Genomic DNA, 16532 nt, shown 5'->3' with positions numbered 1-16532 from the left:
CTTGCTATGAAGCTCTTTAAAGAAGCTTCTAAACTTGGCTCATTCAATACTAGCAAATTGCTTTTCCGTATGTTTCATATAATGAATTAACTTCGAGTTTTTCTACTAATAAAGAATGATAATTTTTATAGTTAGTCACTTACCCGAAAAGAGTAAGCCCCAACTTTAATTTTTAGCATCCTAAATCAGCAAAAATCCACACAAGTTGTTCTTTGATTTAAGCTTTTAAATAGTTGACTTATTACGTCGTCCGTATTAAGTTAATCACACTAAGAGAAGTTTAAGCAATTTGCTTTCCTACTTAGCGAGCCATCCAGTATACCATCAATTCGGTATGTGTCAAGCTTTTGTTTTAATTCGTTTCATCAGGTAACAACCTCTAAATCTTATCGATTATCAATCCCGTTGTCCCGATGAGGTGCGTATTATAGACGCTTTATTTTCTTAGTCAAGGGCTTTTTTCGTTTTATTTGATTTTTTGTGATTCAGCTTGGCGCTGTATACTTTAAATCAAAATAATCCAGTTAGCTTTCAACTGCTTATTTCTAATCAGTTTTTTCAAAACTTGTTTGTGCTCTTAACAGAGCTGCGTAGTATATACCCTTTTACATTTAGGTCAAGCCAAAACTCAAAAAAACTGTTGTTTATATCACTATTTAGACACACTTTTGATTGCGCACAGCTCAGCTTTGCTAGAGTTACCTATATAGTAGGTTTAAATTTAGTCACAAAGCTTAAGCCAATCAGGTTTTTCACTATCTTTAAAACCTTAAAGGATTAGCTATAAAAACTGCGCTAAAATCCTTTATAATAGAAGCAATGACGAATTATTAACTGGCCTTACGGTCAGTTTTTCTGTTTTAATGGTTGTGTTTATTATAATCATCACAATTATAGTGATGGTGTCCTTCTTATTTGCGTTATAGATTATTGGATTTAATATTATGGTTGCAATTACTTTACCTGATGGCAATGTAAAAGAGTTTGACGGTGCGACAACAGTGATGGAAGTGGCTCAAAGTATTGGCCCAGGCCTTGCTAAAGCAACAATCGCTGGACGTGTGGATGGTAAGCTTGTGGATGCAAGTGATCCGATTACCCAAGACGCAAGTGTTGAAATTGTGACCGCAAAAGACAAAGATGGCGTCGATATCATTCGTCACTCTACCGCACACTTACTAGGCCATGCGGTTAAGCAGTTGTATCCTAACGTAAAAATGGTTATTGGCCCTGTTATTGAAGATGGCTTTTATTACGACATTTTTAGTGAAAAGCCCTTTACCCCAGAGGATATGGCCGCTATTGAAAAGCGTATGGCAGAGCTGATCAAGCAAAATTATGATGTCATTAAGAAAATGACCCCACGTGAAGAAGCGATTAAAATTTTTGAAGAGCGCGGTGAAGATTATAAGCTCAAGCTAATCGCAGATATGCCAGAGGAAAAAGAGCTGGGTCTGTATCATCATCAAGAATATGTGGATATGTGCCGCGGCCCACACGTACCAAACACCCGCTTCTTAAAAGTATTTAAACTGATGAAAATGAGCGGTGCGTATTGGCGCGGTGATGCCAAAAATGAGCAGCTCCAGCGTATCTATGGTACCGCTTGGGCAGATAAAAAAGATTTACAAGCTTATATCCAGCGTATTGAAGAAGCTGAAAAGCGTGACCACCGTAAAATTGGTAAAGCGCTGAATTTATTCCATATGCAAGAGCAGTCGCCAGGTATGGTGTTCTGGCATCCAAATGGCTGGACCATTTATCAAGTGCTTGAGCAATACATGCGTAAAGTACAAAAAGACAATGGTTATCAAGAGATCAAGACACCACAGATTGTTGACAGAAGCTTGTGGGAAAAATCAGGACACTGGGGTAACTATGCAACCAATATGTTCACTACCTCAAGTGAAAGCCGTGATTATGCAGTAAAACCGATGAACTGCCCTTGCCACGTGCAAGTATTTAACCAAGGCCTAAAGTCTTATCGTGAGCTGCCAATTCGTTTGGCAGAATTTGGCTCTTGCCACCGTAATGAGCCCTCAGGCTCTCTACATGGCTTGATGCGGGTACGCGGCTTTACTCAAGATGATGCTCATATCTTCTGTACCCAAGCCCAAATTCAAGAAGAAGTGGCCAACTTTATTAAGCTAACCTTGGATGTCTATAAAGACTTTGGCTTCGACCAAATTGAGATGAAACTCTCTACTCGCCCAGAAAAACGTGTGGGTACTGACGAATCTTGGGACATCGCCGAAAAAGCCTTGGCCGATGCGTTAGACAGCTCAGGTCTTGAGTGGGAGTATCTGCCTGGTGAAGGCGCATTTTATGGTCCAAAAATTGAATTTAGCCTAAAAGACAGCTTAGGCCGTGTGTGGCAGTGCGGTACCATTCAGGTAGACCCCAATATGCCTGAGCGCTTAGAGGCTGAGTTTGTCAATGAGAACAATGAGCGTGAAACGCCCATTATGCTGCATCGTGCGATTCTAGGATCGTTTGAGCGCTTCTTGGGCATGCTAATTGAGCATTATGCCGGCTGGATGCCTGTATGGCTTGCACCGCAACAAGTGGTGGTCATGAACATCACTGACAAGCAGGCTGATGCCTGTCAAAATGTGGCCAGCGAGCTACAAAATGCCGGTCTGCGCGCCATTACTGACTTGCGTAATGAAAAAATTGGATTTAAGATACGAGAAAGAACACTAGAACGTATCCCCTATATGCTAGTATTAGGGGATAAGGAAGTTGAGTCAGGACAGGTTAACGTACGTACTCGTGAAGGCGAAAACCTTGGCGTCATGTCTATGGCCGACTTTATCGAATTAGTACAGAAAGCTGTCGCCCAAAAGGGTCGACTAACAACAAAAACTGATGAGGAGTAATACCTATTAAACAGTCAAACCGTTTGAACATCAACGAAGAGATTCAGCAAAAAGAAGTTCGCTTAGTGAAAGAAGATGGCGAACAGATGGGCGTTGTCGATATTGAAACTGCCCGTAAAGCGGCTCGTGATGACAATCTAGATTTGGTTGAATTGGTACCGGATGCTAAGCCGCCTGTTTGTAAGATTATGGACTACAAGCGCTACTTGTATGACCAAAAGCAAAAGGCGAAAGAAGCTAAGAAAAACCAAAAGCAAACTCAGCTTAAAGAGATGAAACTTCGCCCAAGTACTGACGAAGCCGATTACCAGGTAAAACTGCGTAAAATCATCAGCTTCCTAGAAGATCAGGACAAGGTAAAAGTAACCATCCGTTTCCGCGGTCGCGAAATGGCTCATACTGAGCTTGGCCGCCAACAACTTGAGCGTATCATTGCAGATACCGCTGAGATCTCAAATGTCGAGCAACATCCAAAAATGGAAGGCCGTCAGATGGGTATGCTACTTGGCCCAACACGTAAAAAATAATTCGCTAATAAAGCGTGATAAGCCCATCGGTTTGTCACATTTAAAGCAATTAATATTACAGTTATGAACGATACCACCAATTTGCAGCAGCAGATTGGTGGTTTTTTTATGTGCCAATCTATTTTTAGCCTATCCCATAAGGCTGTCTTTTAATGAAGTTCACTTAACCATTAACATTGTTTACTTATAATCAATATCATAGGTTTTCTCTTTCTTGTAGTATTTATTTTATAAGCTTAAAGTTTTTGATACGCCCCTTCTTTACTTTACTTATCAAAACACACTAAAACAACTATAAGGACCTGTTATGCAAGAATTGACGCCTCCAGAAAATGCCACCACGCCTTCTATTAGCTTAACGCCGCCTGAGCCGGTAAAAGAAGTACCCACCAGTGAAGCGGATCAAATTGTGAAGCTTGATCCTAACCAAATCCCTGAGCTAGATGCCAAAGTAGATGCTTTTGTTAATCATGTTTTGACCAACCCAGTACAAAGTAGCGAATTTAAGCAAAACGTGCAGTCTATTCACAACTTGGGTAACCAAGAAATCCGTGAATCGGCACAAGTATCAAACCGCATGCTTGAGCTACCTGCTAAAAGCTTGGACAAAGGCTTATTTGACAACTCCCCTATCGCCAAGTCATTGACTGAACTGCGCGGCATCGTTGAAGACTTAGATCCCAGTAAAAAGGAGCTGACCAGCTCACGCAAACTGTTCGGACTGATTCCGATGGGCAACAAGGTGCAAGATTATTTTCGTCAATATGAGTCGGCGCAGTCACACATCAATGCGGTAGTGACCAGTTTATATAATGGTAAAGATGAGCTGCTTAAAGACAATGCCATGATTGAACAAGAAAAAGTCAACATGTGGAATCTTATGCAGTCCATTCGCCAATATGTGTATGTGGGCAAAAAAATTGATGAGCAATTGGAAAAGAAAGTCTATGAGATTGAGGCCACAGATCCTGAAAAAGCACGCATCATTAAAGAGGAAATGCTGTTTTATGTGCGTCAAAAGAACACCGACTTTTTGACTCAATTAGCGGTCAACGTCCAAGGCTATTTGGCACTAGACACCATCCGCAAAAACAATCTGGAGCTGATAAAAGGGGTTGATCGCGCCACTACTACCACAGTATCGGCACTTCGTACTGCTGTGATTGTGGCTCAAGCAATGACCAATCAAAAACTGGTCTTAGATCAAATCAGTGCACTGAACAAAACTACCAGTAGCCTAATTGAATCTACTTCAGCCATGATGAAGCGTCAGTCTACAGAAATTCATGAGCAGGCCAGCAACAGTACCATTGAGCTTGATAAACTACAAAGTGCCTTTAATAATATCTATGAGACCATGGATATGATTAGTGACTATAAAGTAAAAGCTTTGGATAATATGAAACAGACTGTTGACACCTTGACCACTGAGGTAGATAAGGCGCAAAAATATCTTGATAAAGCCAACCAAAATACGGTCCTTGAAGTTACCAAAGAGATTGATACCAAAAAAATCACCAATCAGACCAATGGTTCTAATACGGTAGATATTGATATCTAATGGTTGTAGCCATCTTATTGTGATAAATTCAAGACATAAAAAAACCCCGCTAATTTTTAATAGCGGGGTTTTTTATTATACGTCTAACTCAATGCTTTGGTTCATTGATTCAGCATTAATTAGATTTTACCGACTAAGTCTAGGCTTGGCTTAAGCGTTGCTTGACCTTGTTCCCAAGCAGCTGGGCATACTTCACCGTCGTTTTCACGAACGTATTGAGCCGCTTTTACTTTGCGAACTAGATCTTTTGCGCTACGGCCGATACCGCCTGCATGGATTTCAGCAACTTGGATTTTGCCGTCTGGATCTACGACGAATGTACCACGTTCAGCCAGACCCGCCTCTTCAATCATTACGTTGAAGCCACGAGTGATACGGCCAGTTGGGTCACCGATCATTGGGAAAGTTACTTTACCAATAGCTTCTGAAGAATCGTGCCATGCTTTGTGAGTGAAATGAGTGTCAGTAGATACTGAGTACACTTCTACGCCTAGGCCTTTTAGCTCTTCATACTGAGCGGCCATGTCTTCTAGTTCAGTTGGGCAAACGAAAGTGAAGTCTGCTGGGTAGAACATGAAGATAGCCCATTTGCCTTTTACGTCGTCTGAAGTGATGGTTTTGAACTCACCGTTAACGAATGCTTCAGCTGAAAACTCAGGGATTTCTTGATTAATAATTGACGCCATGTTTTGGCTCCTTTTTTTGGTGGGTTTAATAAAAATTGTTATTTTGTACTTTGTTGTGATTTATCAATACGACTAAATGCCGTGTTATTTTCTATAGCTTTGGAGAAACTTTATTTTAGAAAATTAAGTCCGCTTGCTTGGCTTAACCTATCATAACGCGATTACATTTCTATGACGTTAAATGTTGTGAGCATAAGTGGTGGTTTTATGTAGCTACTGGTTGAAATTATCCAGTTGATAACCATATCGTTATCTTATAACCCCAATGCTGATAACCGTTTAAGCAGTGCCTGTTGCTAACTACAAGACCTATTATAGCAAGCGTTTATCTTTAATCTATTTTAAAGATTTTAACGTGATGTTTTGTTTAATAAAACATAGACCTACTTCTTATCAAGCTGTTATCATTATACATGGCCCCGTTTAGGAGAGATTTCAAGCTTCAATCGCACAGTTAACTTACTACAGACTTGCCCTATATACTGCCTATCGCAATCTATCAACCGCTGACCAACAAGAGAATTTTAATGATCACTTTAAGACAACTAGAATTTGCCATTGCCGTAGCCAAACACCGTCATTTTAAGCGCGCAGCAGAAGAGTGCAATATTTCTCAGTCGGCGTTGAGCTTAGGTATTGCAGAGCTTGAAAAACAACTCGATACCCAGATTTTTGAGCGCAATAATAAACAGGTGTTAATTACCCCCATTGGCGAAGAGATTTTAATCCGTGCTCAGCGTGTCTTCTCAGAGATCAATGACTTAACCACTCGTGCCCACAGTCATCAGACGCCTCTAGCCTACCCCATGACTGTCGGTATGATTCCGACCATTGCACCTTATTTATTACCCAAAGTACTCCCTGAATTAAAGGCTCAATACCCAAATTTTCGTATGACTGTGGTTGAGCAGCAGACCGAACGCCTGCTCGAACAAGTCCGCTATGGTCATATCGATACGGCCATTATTGCACTGCCTTATGCGGTAGATGGGCTACATACTTTTGAGTTTTGGCAAGAGGATTTCTTTGCTATCTTCCCACAAGACAATCCCATGGCCACGCTTGACACCATTAGTGCAGATGAGCTCGGTGATGCCAACTTGATGCTATTAGGTGAAGGCCATTGCCTAACTGATCATGCACTGAGTGTGTGCTCATTTGACCGAGATGAATTCAAATCCAATTTTTCAGATGCCAGTTTGAACACGTTAATTCAAATGGCATTGGCTGGTATGGGTACCACTTTAATTCCAGAAATGGCTTTAAACCAAGTGCGCCACCAAAACAATGAGGTGGCCACTGTGCCTTTGGCTGAGGCAGGACCACACCGTCACATCGCTTTTGTCACTCGTTTGAATTATGCACGGGTTGATGATGTCAATTTATTAGGCACTATCTTTAAAGCCGCTTTTGAGGCAGACAAGCAAACCAAAAGATAAGCTTAAACTCTTGCTCAACAAAAGCCCCTATCACACTCACAGGGGCTTTTTGCTATGCGCTAAGCTTTGCTAATCTATCAAAATTGATTTGCCTGCCAACATATCATGCCAGCGTTTGTAGTCTGGCATGGCATGCTTTACCTGATTCCAAAAGGCGGTGCTGTGATTGGCATGATGTAAATGACACAGCTCGTGCACGATGACATATTCAGTGCACTCAATCGGATAAGCTGGCAAATACACCGACAGCCAAATACGTTTAGCCCGAGTATTGCAGCTGCCCCATCGAGTGCTCATCTTTTTTATCCGCATCTCGTTGGCGTATGCCCCCACGATCGGCTGCCATTTGGCAAATAAATCTGGCATAACCTGCTGCAGCTCACGGCGATACCAGTTAATTCGCTCAGTCTCGCTCATAGTTAATGATTGCCGCTGTCCCCATAATCTAATAACGGATAGACTATTCGAGGGCGAAGACTCGGTGCTATGACTATCCGGCAATGGACTCTGTATCAAGCTTTGGCGTTTTAACAGTACCGCATGCTGAGCAATCGCCCATTGTATACGCCGAGCCAAAGCGGCCATAACCTGTTTATCACTGGCGTAGTGCGGAGCTGAGACCGACAAGATATGTGGCCTGAGCCGAAAATTGATGTTTTTCACCCGCTTTCGTGTGATTTCAAGGGCAATACCGGCTTCTGCTAACCTGCGCCTTAGTGGCTGATGGTCATCAAGGGGCGGTGTTTGTGATGGCACATGATTCAATCGCATTGAGGTTAGCTATCTACTGTACCTAATGTTGTCAGGTGATTATCAAAAGCATAACTTTGATGCTTTTTTTCAACCCAAATGGATTGGGGATACGCGGCCTGATCTACGCCAATACTGCTCAGATAGCCTTGTCCATCACTAACCAAGAATAGCGGCAAACCAGATGGTATCTGCTGTGTCGCTTGGTATTGCGTTTGGCTGGGCCAAGTGGTGACACCGGCACAATCAGCCAAGGGTGTGTCACCAATCATCATTCCTGTGCTTAAATTAAATACCGCAGCGCAGCCGCCAATGGGACTGGTGGCACATGCCAGATTGTGCTTAGAGTCTACCGCCACGCTGGCGATATAATGATGGAAGCGGTGCCACCCCTTGCTATCGTCTTTAGCAATCTGCAACTCAGTAAACTTAGGCTCACCTCGCCTATGCGTTAACACCATAGGCACGCTCAAATGACGCTCGCCTTGGAACTGAATACCGATAATCACGCTACCATTGTCATGCATGGCCAAATGCCGCACACTCATCTGATTGTGTGCCGGAAAAACCTGCTGCAATAGTTGTCCGGTATGCCGATTGAGATACACCAAGGAGGGCTGCATGCTATCAAGATTAAGCTCTTCGCGTGAGGCTCTTTCGGTTTTTATGCCACCATTGGCAATCAGTAAGCTCTCGCCATCAGGGTGCATGACTATCTCATGGGGACCAATACCATGCGAGGCGTATTCGGCGACTTTTTTATAGCCTGAGGCCACCTCGTATATGCCGATCCTACCGCTAAAGTCAGCCGTATTGTTCTCGGTAACATAAAGCAAGTCACCTTGGAGGCTATAACAAGCATGACCATAAAAATGTCGATCTGTCTGGGCTTTGATGCTGTGGATAACCTCACCACTGTGCGCATCAAGTATCCAAAACCACTCGCTAGGCCGTCTGCCCATCACTGCCACGTGCGGCGCTTGTAAAGCTTTAGAAGCTAAGGGCTGAATGAGCAAGTCATGTACCCGCTCTGGCATGGCGCTCTGCCATACTATCTCTCGAGCTGCATTCAACCCCACTACTGCAAATTCGCTGGTAGTCAGCTCAGCCACGCCGCTTATCCAGGTTACTGAGCTGTTATTTAAGCGAGCTTGGGACTGAACAAGGTTAGCTGGCGCGTCACTTGGTGCCACTATGGGGGTTGCTGCGGTGACTTTACCTAAAGCCTGTCGTAGCCCGTCACGATAATCAGTTAGGCGTGCTTGAGAGTTGTACTGCTTGCGTCCCAAATGATGAGCCCCCACCAAGGCGGCAGTGCCAACACTTGCCAGCCCCAAAGTGGTGAGTGTGTTCTTTAAAGTTTGGGCCAACATATTCAGCCCAGTCTCTTTATCACTACCAATCAAACGGCTTGGCTTATGACGACTGTGTAAGGGAGTCGACATTAATCGCCATCCGTACTATTAAAGCCCACTTGTACCCCAAGCGTTGGCATCAACTGGCGTTTGACAACCTGTGCCAGCTCGGTGAGCTTGTCATACAGTGCTTTTTGCTGCTCTGGGGTGGCTGTGGCCAAATCTTCTGGCAGCTGTGCCAATAAGGTTGAGGTATCAGATAATAGTGTAGATAACTTATCTGCTAAGGTATCTTGGCCATTTTCAGATAAGATGGCCACCAAGGCCGGATCAGTTAATGCCTTATTTAAAGCCGCCACTTTAGCAGTAATAATCTCTCGACTTTGCCCTGCTGCATCCGCTGGCAAGTGACCTTTTTTATTGCCAGTAATGCCTAGCGGCTGATCTAAAGAGGTACTTTTGGTGGTCTCAACCAAAGCTAAAATAGAGTTAACCCAGCGATTTAGACCTTCTTTGTTATCATCAGGGCTACCATAGCTCAGTAAACTCTGCGGTGATGCTTGCCAATCTTGACTGACTTTATCCAATCGATTTGCTAGAGCCGCACTGGCACTAATCACATATTGGCACTGAGATTTATCCAAGCTATCGTTGGCATACAGCACCTCTTCTAATCCGGGTATCCCTTGAACAATGGCGCTTTCTGAGGCCAATTGCTCCGGTGTCAAATTCGGATTGGCGGCAATCAAGTCAATCACCCCTTGGTGCACCAAGCCGCGCTCATCGGGATAATAGTTGATATATAAGTTGCTCATGCTGTCCATCGCTGGGCCAAAGCCGATGATTTCTGCTTGTGCCCAAGCTTTAGCCAGTTGTAACCACTGTGCTCTAAGGGCGGCAAGCTTATCGGCTGCGACCGAACCATCTGCTTGACAGCTTTGAGTCGCTAGTGCGTTCAGAGCTTGGCTTTGTTCTACTACGTTTTTGTAGGCACTGATAATTTGGGTATCTGCGACTTGCTTGAGATAACTCTCAGCACTTGCGTCAGATAAAGCAATGGCTTTTACTGCCGTGGTATCTGCCGCCGTTTCGCTGCTTTCAGTCGCAGGTTTGACATCGGCAGCTTGTTTATTCGCCGTCGGCTGCGCTTCGTCAGCAGGTTTGCTGCAGCTGATTAAAATACCGGCACTTAAGGCCGACAGTACCATAGCGGCAAGTTGGTGTTTTTTCATAAAGATCTCATTGTGATGGTTGGTGCCCTGCGGGCTTTTTTTGTCAAGCAACCCTCAATTGGCCATTAAATAACTGTGCTTGTAGATTTAAAAACACAAGGTTATGGTCTTAAGGGTCATAACGAATTTAAGAAGGCTTCAAACTCAGTGCGGCCTTGTTTATCAAGCTGTAATACTTTTTGTTTATGCGGCTCAGCCTCGCCACCATGCCACAATACCGCTTCCATCAAGGTTCTGGCACGGCCATCATGTAAGAAGGTCGCTTGTGAATCTACTTTTTGAGCCAGACCTATTCCCCACAGTGCTGGCGTACGCCATTCATAAGAGGTCGCCAAAAACTCTACTTGAGCCTCTTTGGGTGGCAGCTTACCTGCTACGGTGCGATCGGCCAAATCCTCACCCATGTCATGTAACAATAAATCGGTATAAGGATAAATCACCTGACCTTGCTGCTCTAAATGAGTCTTAGCCATAGCATCTTGAGCTTTGGGCAACTGATAGCGCGGCGTATGACAATCTTGGCAGCCCATATCATAAAAGCGCTTCTTGCCGGCCAAGACTACTTTGTCATCGGCATTACGGCGATTGGGTACCGATAAATTCTGGGTATAAAATTCCACAAACTTGGCCACCTCATTGCTAACCTCTACCGGCGGCTTACCATCACCTTGATCATCTGCACCAGTTGGGGCGCTTAGACATTGCGGTTGGTTTTTGGTGCAAGACTCAATGGGACGGATACGTGAGGTGAGCCCCATGTCCTCATTAAAGGCGCTCATATTCTGGGTAATAAGTCGGGTTTGTCCCGCTTTCCAGCCAAACTTACCCAGCGCTTTTTCACCGGTCTCAGGATCAATGACCCAGTTGTATTTACCACTAATACCGTCTTTGTCTTTGTCATCAACATCTGCTTGGCTTTTGATGTCCTCAGCAGGAATATACTCAAGTAATCCCAGACCTATCATAGGCAGTGCCACTCGAGGTGAGAGCATCAGTTTCTCATCAAAGGGGCCATAACCTGGGTTTTTTAACTGAAAATTAGGCCGACGCAGGGTGACGACATGACCGTCTTTAAAGGTCACGGGCACATCGCTCCAGCTGACACTTACTTTAGCTTCTGCAGGCACCCCTTGTACACCCCGATCTTGTAACTGACCTCCGTATACCGAGTGTGCAACCTTCTCAATTTGAGACTCACTTAAAGCTTTGCGCTGCGCCTCAGTGACGGCAGGCATGGCCAATCGAATTAATAGGCTGTCGGCATCATCTCCCTCATACAGGGGGGCATGCCCGCGGCCATCTTTTATATGGCAAGACTGACAAGCAGCCACGTTAAATAATGCCCCAAGGCCATCCCGGCTATCGGTACTGGCAGGAGCGACCACCCAAGGCTGCTTAAAAAAGGCATTACCAATAAAAAAGTTACCTTTACGGGAGGCGGCAATGTTCGATGAGGGCTTAGAATAGCTTTCTGCTGAAGTAATGGCTATGCCCGTATCGCCGCCTTGCTTGACCTCTTGGGGATCAAAAGTGACCAGTTTGCTCAGCGGCACACCTGCCAGTGCTTCAATTTTCTGCGTTCGCGCATTGGCTTGAGCTGAGCTCTCCTCTTTTGACTGACAGCCATTTAAGGCCAGCACAGCTACCGCCGATAGCGATAGCCAGACCGCTTTTTTTGGAAGAGTAAAAGCTAAAGCATGAAAAACGGGCGTTTTTGAGGAGGGCGTAGATCGATGGATCATAATAGAAGCCTTACAAAGATGCGGATAGAACACACTAAAAATGGCAATCTTTAAAACAAAAACACGTTGCCAATTCTACACTGGCAACGTGTCTATTTTACGATTTAAGACGAATAAAGTCTTGGTAATAAATTTTGCATCAGTCACTAATTAAGTTCAGCCACGAGCACTTACCTTATGTTAAAACTGCGAGCCTGTATCGGCGTCTAGATTATCAATACCAATACTTTTTGCAGATGACTCTAAGACATCGGTTAAAGATTTTAGATCATTGATGGCAGACTCCATCCAGCCGCGGCGTTTGTTTTGCTCTTCAGCTGAAACGCCTTGCTTGGTAGCTTGACCCACTGTCGCAATCATTTGATCAATTTTAATACCGTTTTTCTCACCCTGCTCAGCGATGGTATTGAAGCTTGCCTCTACTTTTTTGAAGGCGGCATCTAATTGTTCAGCTGAGTCTTTTTGACCGGCATCGATTAGGTACTGTTTAATACCATAATCACCCACAGTGCTGCCAGATACTGTTTTGTATTGGCCATTAAAGATGTTAGCAATACCGCGCGCATTATTGGCATAGCTTAGATGCGTCAAGTCACTAAAGCACTCGTGCTCATCTTCAGTGGAGCCAGTAACGAATGCCACTTGCATACGCTCTGAGGCAAGCTCTCCTAAAGCTAGGCTACCCATTTGATAAAATATCTGGCGTACGGCATTGTCTGAGCTGCGAGCCATCAAGTCACTACGCAAAGTATTTTCAGTATTGGGCTGCCACTGAGCCACCATATCTGTTAAATCATTAACCAACAGCTGGGTGGCTGCTTTTAGGTACTCACCGCGCTTAGCACATACTGCCGCTTCAGCAGAATTGCCCTCGCCACTGGTACAGCTGTCATTGGCCATATAATCGGTAACTGGGCGCTGACCTGCCCCTTCACCCACGCCATTTAAATCCTGACCCCAAAGTAAAAACTCAATGGCATGGTAGCCTGTGGTGACATTGGCTTCACTGCCACCAATCTCATTCATCTCAGCCAAGAGCTCAGGGGTAATGGTCTTGGTATCTTGGCTTGTGCTGCCCACAGTGATTTTGTCTGAATTAATAATATTGTCTTTGCTGTTGTACTCGCCGGCATAGCCGTCTGCAACATAATCAATTAAGGCCTCATCTAATGGCCATGCGTTCACCTGACCCTCCCAGCCATCGATGCTGCCGATAGCGCGCTTGTCGTCTTTGCCCACAAAACCTTCATCAAAACGAAAAACTTCGGTCTGTGAATAAGGCTGGCGAGCAGCTTTATAAGCGGCTTGAGCTGCCTCTAAATTCTGCTGAGTAGGGTTGGCCACTAAGGCATCTACTGCGGCTTGTAATTTTTTGGCTTCACTTAAAGAGTCTTCATAAGCGGCTTGAGCCATATCGGCATAACTGGTTAATAGCTTATTAACAGAAGCCTCATCACCAGCGAGCGTCTGGGTATTTTTGGTCTCTGTGGTTTCATTGGTAACTTCAGCGCTGTTTTCTGCACCACTTGCATTATCTGCCTCTTTTGAACAGCCTGATAAAGTTAAAGCACCAATAAGGGTTGCCATTAGCGCTGTGGTTAGTTTTGATTTGATCAAGTGATTCGAAGTAGCTAAAGCCATAGAGTATTCTCAGATTAGAATTTTTAAAAGAATTGTTGCACAAAGTGCGCTATTTGTTAATGAATTATAATGGTATCGATAACCATTATCAATAATATTATATAAAAACTTAACTAACCTTGAAAATAAACACTTGAAAGGGCATGGCAGACAAAAAAATAAGCCAGTGAATAATCACTGGCCTATGGTTTAGCTATTTGCCCTTAACTGTACCTTAGGGCGCGGTAAGATTAAATTAGTTTACGCTTTGTGGGGCAACAATTTGAATCTCAACACGGCGGTTTTGTAGGCGACCACTTTCAGTGCTGTTAGAAGCAACTGGTTGGTTTTGACCATAACCCATGGTGCGGATACGGTTGCTTGATACACCGCGCTGGATTAGGTAACTTGCTACCGCTTGCGCACGACGCTCTGATAAACCTTGGTTGTAAGAAGGGTTACCTACGCTATCAGTGTGGCCCATGACATTTACTGTGGTATCACCGTACTGAACCATAGTTGAGGCAAGCTTATCTAGAGTATTGTAAAAAGACCCATTAATGTTAGTGCTGTCGTGAGCAAAGGTAATATTGCCTGGCATTACTAGGTCAATGTTACCGGTATTTGGGTTGCGGTTTACTTCAACACCCGTCCCTGCCATCTGCTGTTTTAGCTGTTTTTCTTGGTTTTCCATGTATAGACCAACTGCACCACCTAAAGCGGCACCGATAGCAGCATCACGGCCAATTTTTTCGCCGCCAGTTACTTTAGAGATACCGGCACCAGCAGCGGCACCACCTAGAGCACCCAATACCCCTTTATTGATAGACTGTTGGCCAGTTGCTGGATCAGTAGCACAGCCAGCTAGAGCTAGTGTAGAGGCTAAAGCGCCAATCATTAGTTTATTTTTCATAGTATGTTCCTCAAAGTTATCCGTTAGTTTTATATGTCTTTGCTAAACTGCCTTCTCTGTTGATGACAGAGGTTTTATGACAGAGAATTAACCTCTTCTCATTAGTAGATCACGTTATACGCGTTTTAGACACTAATGATATAGCAGTTATTATAATAGAAAGCTTTGGTTAATATAGTTAGCAAATGTTTCATGGATTATTATGACGTTTCAAGCCTACCTTAATGTAATAATTTGTCGTTTTGCTGTATTACATCTATACAACAACTCGGATTTTTATCACTTTAAGCTATCAGAACTGTGTCATCTGATAGTCCAATATTTTAAACGGATAATCAGTAGATTAGATCTCAAGCAGTCATTGTCTTTAGCGCTTTGGTGTGAATGAGCAGTTTGAGGATAGCCATTGTCATTATGCTCAAGCTTGGTTTACAATCGTAAACTACCTTGTCTTACTAATTAGACATTGGGTCTGCATCCCCACCCTACTCTTTAGCCGGCCTTGTGGTTAATTTTGGCTTAGCTTGTTAGCCTGCTATTGATTAGACATGGCCAGACTAGGCATATGCCTATATATATTAGGCGTATTAAGCCTGTCGCTGAGCCTGTTTTATGCTAATGTGGGCTTTTGCTCAATGCCATTGGGGGCACCCTACTTTAGTTGATTAAAACGCCTTTAGAAATAAAGTAGGGGTTGAACAAGCTTAAAACAAGTGAACTGCGCTGTTACTTCATGGTTTTTGAATACTCTACTTGACTTGGTCTGTCTTATGAAACATAGAATAAAGAATATCTACCAAAACCTACATGCAAAATCGCCTGTTGTGGGTAAGGCGGCATCTTTCACCACCGCTGTGGGCGTGATTGGGGCCAACACCTTATCTTATGGATTGCCTTTATGGCTACTGGGTGCCACCAAAATCGCCACCGGCTCAAGCGTTGCTGACAATACGGTCATTAAAATTGCCAAACACTGGATTACCACTAACAATCGCCTCATCGATAATGTGCTGCCTGAGAGAGATTGGCGTATTGAGCTGCCTGATGATTTAGAACAAGACAAACAGTATCTATTAATTAGTAACCATTTGTCTTGGGTAGATACCAGCATCGTGCAATATATCAGTCAAGACAGACTGCCTTTGACCCGCTTTTTTACCAAGTATAACCTTATTTATATCCCCTTTATCGGACAAGCTTTTTACTTCTTAGACTTCCCGATGATGAAGCGGCACAGTAAAGAAGAGATTGCCAAAAACCCGAGTCTAAAAGATCGTGACATATTAGAAGCCAAACGCGCTTGTGAACTCTTAAAAGACAAACCCTTTGCGCTACTCAATTATCTTGAAGGTACCCGCTTCACGCCTGCTAAGCGTGATGCTCAAAAATCACCTTACAAAAACCTACTTCGCCCAAAAGCGGGGGGTATTTCTTTGGCGATTCAGGCGTTAGGCCCTCAAATTGATGGCATCTTGGACATGACAATTGTTTATCCTGATGGTAGCCCCTCTTATGCAGACTTGTGGAAAGGCAACGTCAAACGCCTTGGGGTACATGTGCAGCGCATCGATATCCCCCAAGCTTTATTTACCGCCATTGAAGAGGGTGATTATAATAACGATAAGGCCATGCGCGAGACCATGTACACGTGGTTGGATGAGATTTGGCGCAATAAAGATGAGCAAATCTCACGCATGAAAGCGGATTTTATTGATAATCCCAAGTCAGTAGAGTCAGTAGAAAAGGCAGCAAGCTAATCGGCTATTAGCGGTTATCAGTGTACTCATCTCATAATAAGGGTGACACTTAGCGTAAGTTATGGAATGAT

At 43.9% G+C, this 16532-nt stretch carries 12 protein-coding genes; 5 read left to right on the top strand and 7 right to left on the bottom strand.

Going from position 1 to position 16532, the window contains the following annotated elements:
- Positions 1-944: 944 nt before the first annotated feature.
- From thrS to JMX92_RS09010, 3 genes are all read left to right on the top strand, one after another.
- The gene (gene thrS, locus JMX92_RS09020) at positions 945-2879 is read left to right on the top strand and encodes a threonine--tRNA ligase (RefSeq protein ID WP_201545282.1); all 1935 of its coding nucleotides are present in this window, start codon (positions 945-947) and stop codon (positions 2877-2879) included.
- Positions 2880-2902: 23 nt separating this feature from the next.
- On the top strand, positions 2903-3406 hold the full coding sequence (gene infC, locus JMX92_RS09015) for a translation initiation factor IF-3 (protein ID WP_011961350.1): 504 nt from the start codon (positions 2903-2905) through the stop codon (positions 3404-3406).
- Between the two features lie 307 nt (positions 3407-3713).
- The gene (locus tag JMX92_RS09010) at positions 3714-4967 is read left to right on the top strand and encodes a toxic anion resistance protein (protein WP_201545281.1); all 1254 of its coding nucleotides are present in this window, start codon (positions 3714-3716) and stop codon (positions 4965-4967) included.
- Between the two features lie 119 nt (positions 4968-5086).
- Here the strand turns inward: JMX92_RS09010 and ahpC are convergent, their stop codons facing one another.
- Complete coding sequence (gene ahpC, locus JMX92_RS09005; protein WP_011961352.1) at positions 5087-5653, bottom strand: alkyl hydroperoxide reductase subunit C; 567 nt, start codon at positions 5651-5653, stop codon at positions 5087-5089.
- 527 nt (positions 5654-6180) lie between these two features.
- Between ahpC and JMX92_RS09000 the strand changes: the two genes are divergently transcribed.
- Complete coding sequence (locus JMX92_RS09000; protein ID WP_011961353.1) at positions 6181-7092, top strand: hydrogen peroxide-inducible genes activator; 912 nt, start codon at positions 6181-6183, stop codon at positions 7090-7092.
- A 69-nt stretch (positions 7093-7161) separates the two neighbouring features.
- Here JMX92_RS09000 and JMX92_RS08995 read toward each other — a convergent pair whose 3' ends face one another.
- The 6 genes from JMX92_RS08995 to JMX92_RS08970 form a co-directional block, all read right to left on the bottom strand.
- Positions 7162-7863, bottom strand: coding sequence for a M48 family metallopeptidase (locus tag JMX92_RS08995; RefSeq protein WP_201545280.1), 702 nt, complete (start codon positions 7861-7863; stop codon positions 7162-7164).
- Between the two features lie 5 nt (positions 7864-7868).
- A complete protein-coding gene (locus tag JMX92_RS08990) occupies positions 7869-9287 on the bottom strand; it encodes a DUF1513 domain-containing protein (RefSeq protein ID WP_201545278.1) in 1419 nt (472 codons plus the stop codon).
- The gene (locus tag JMX92_RS08985; RefSeq protein WP_011961356.1) at positions 9287-10429 is read right to left on the bottom strand and encodes an imelysin family protein; all 1143 of its coding nucleotides are present in this window, start codon (positions 10427-10429) and stop codon (positions 9287-9289) included. The genes JMX92_RS08990 and JMX92_RS08985 overlap by 1 nt, the downstream gene beginning before the upstream one ends.
- Before the next feature lie 116 nt (positions 10430-10545).
- Complete coding sequence (locus JMX92_RS08980) at positions 10546-12171, bottom strand: di-heme oxidoredictase family protein (protein WP_201545276.1); 1626 nt, start codon at positions 12169-12171, stop codon at positions 10546-10548.
- A gap of 180 nt (positions 12172-12351) precedes the next feature.
- Complete coding sequence (locus JMX92_RS08975; protein WP_011961358.1) at positions 12352-13812, bottom strand: imelysin family protein; 1461 nt, start codon at positions 13810-13812, stop codon at positions 12352-12354.
- Between the two features lie 235 nt (positions 13813-14047).
- Complete coding sequence (locus tag JMX92_RS08970) at positions 14048-14704, bottom strand: OmpA family protein (protein ID WP_011961359.1); 657 nt, start codon at positions 14702-14704, stop codon at positions 14048-14050.
- Positions 14705-15474: 770 nt separating this feature from the next.
- Between JMX92_RS08970 and JMX92_RS08965 the strand changes: the two genes are divergently transcribed.
- Positions 15475-16461 (top strand): acyltransferase, encoded by a 987-nt coding sequence (locus JMX92_RS08965; RefSeq protein ID WP_011961360.1) that lies wholly within the window; start codon positions 15475-15477, stop codon positions 16459-16461.
- The last annotated feature ends 71 nt before the right edge of the window (positions 16462-16532 follow it).

Source organism: Psychrobacter sp. H7-1 (assembly GCF_904846585.1).
Taxonomy (GTDB): Bacteria; Pseudomonadota; Gammaproteobacteria; order Pseudomonadales; family Moraxellaceae; genus Psychrobacter; species Psychrobacter raelei.
Note: the sequence above shows the minus strand (reverse complement) of the source record. Positions and strands in the feature narration are given on the sequence as shown.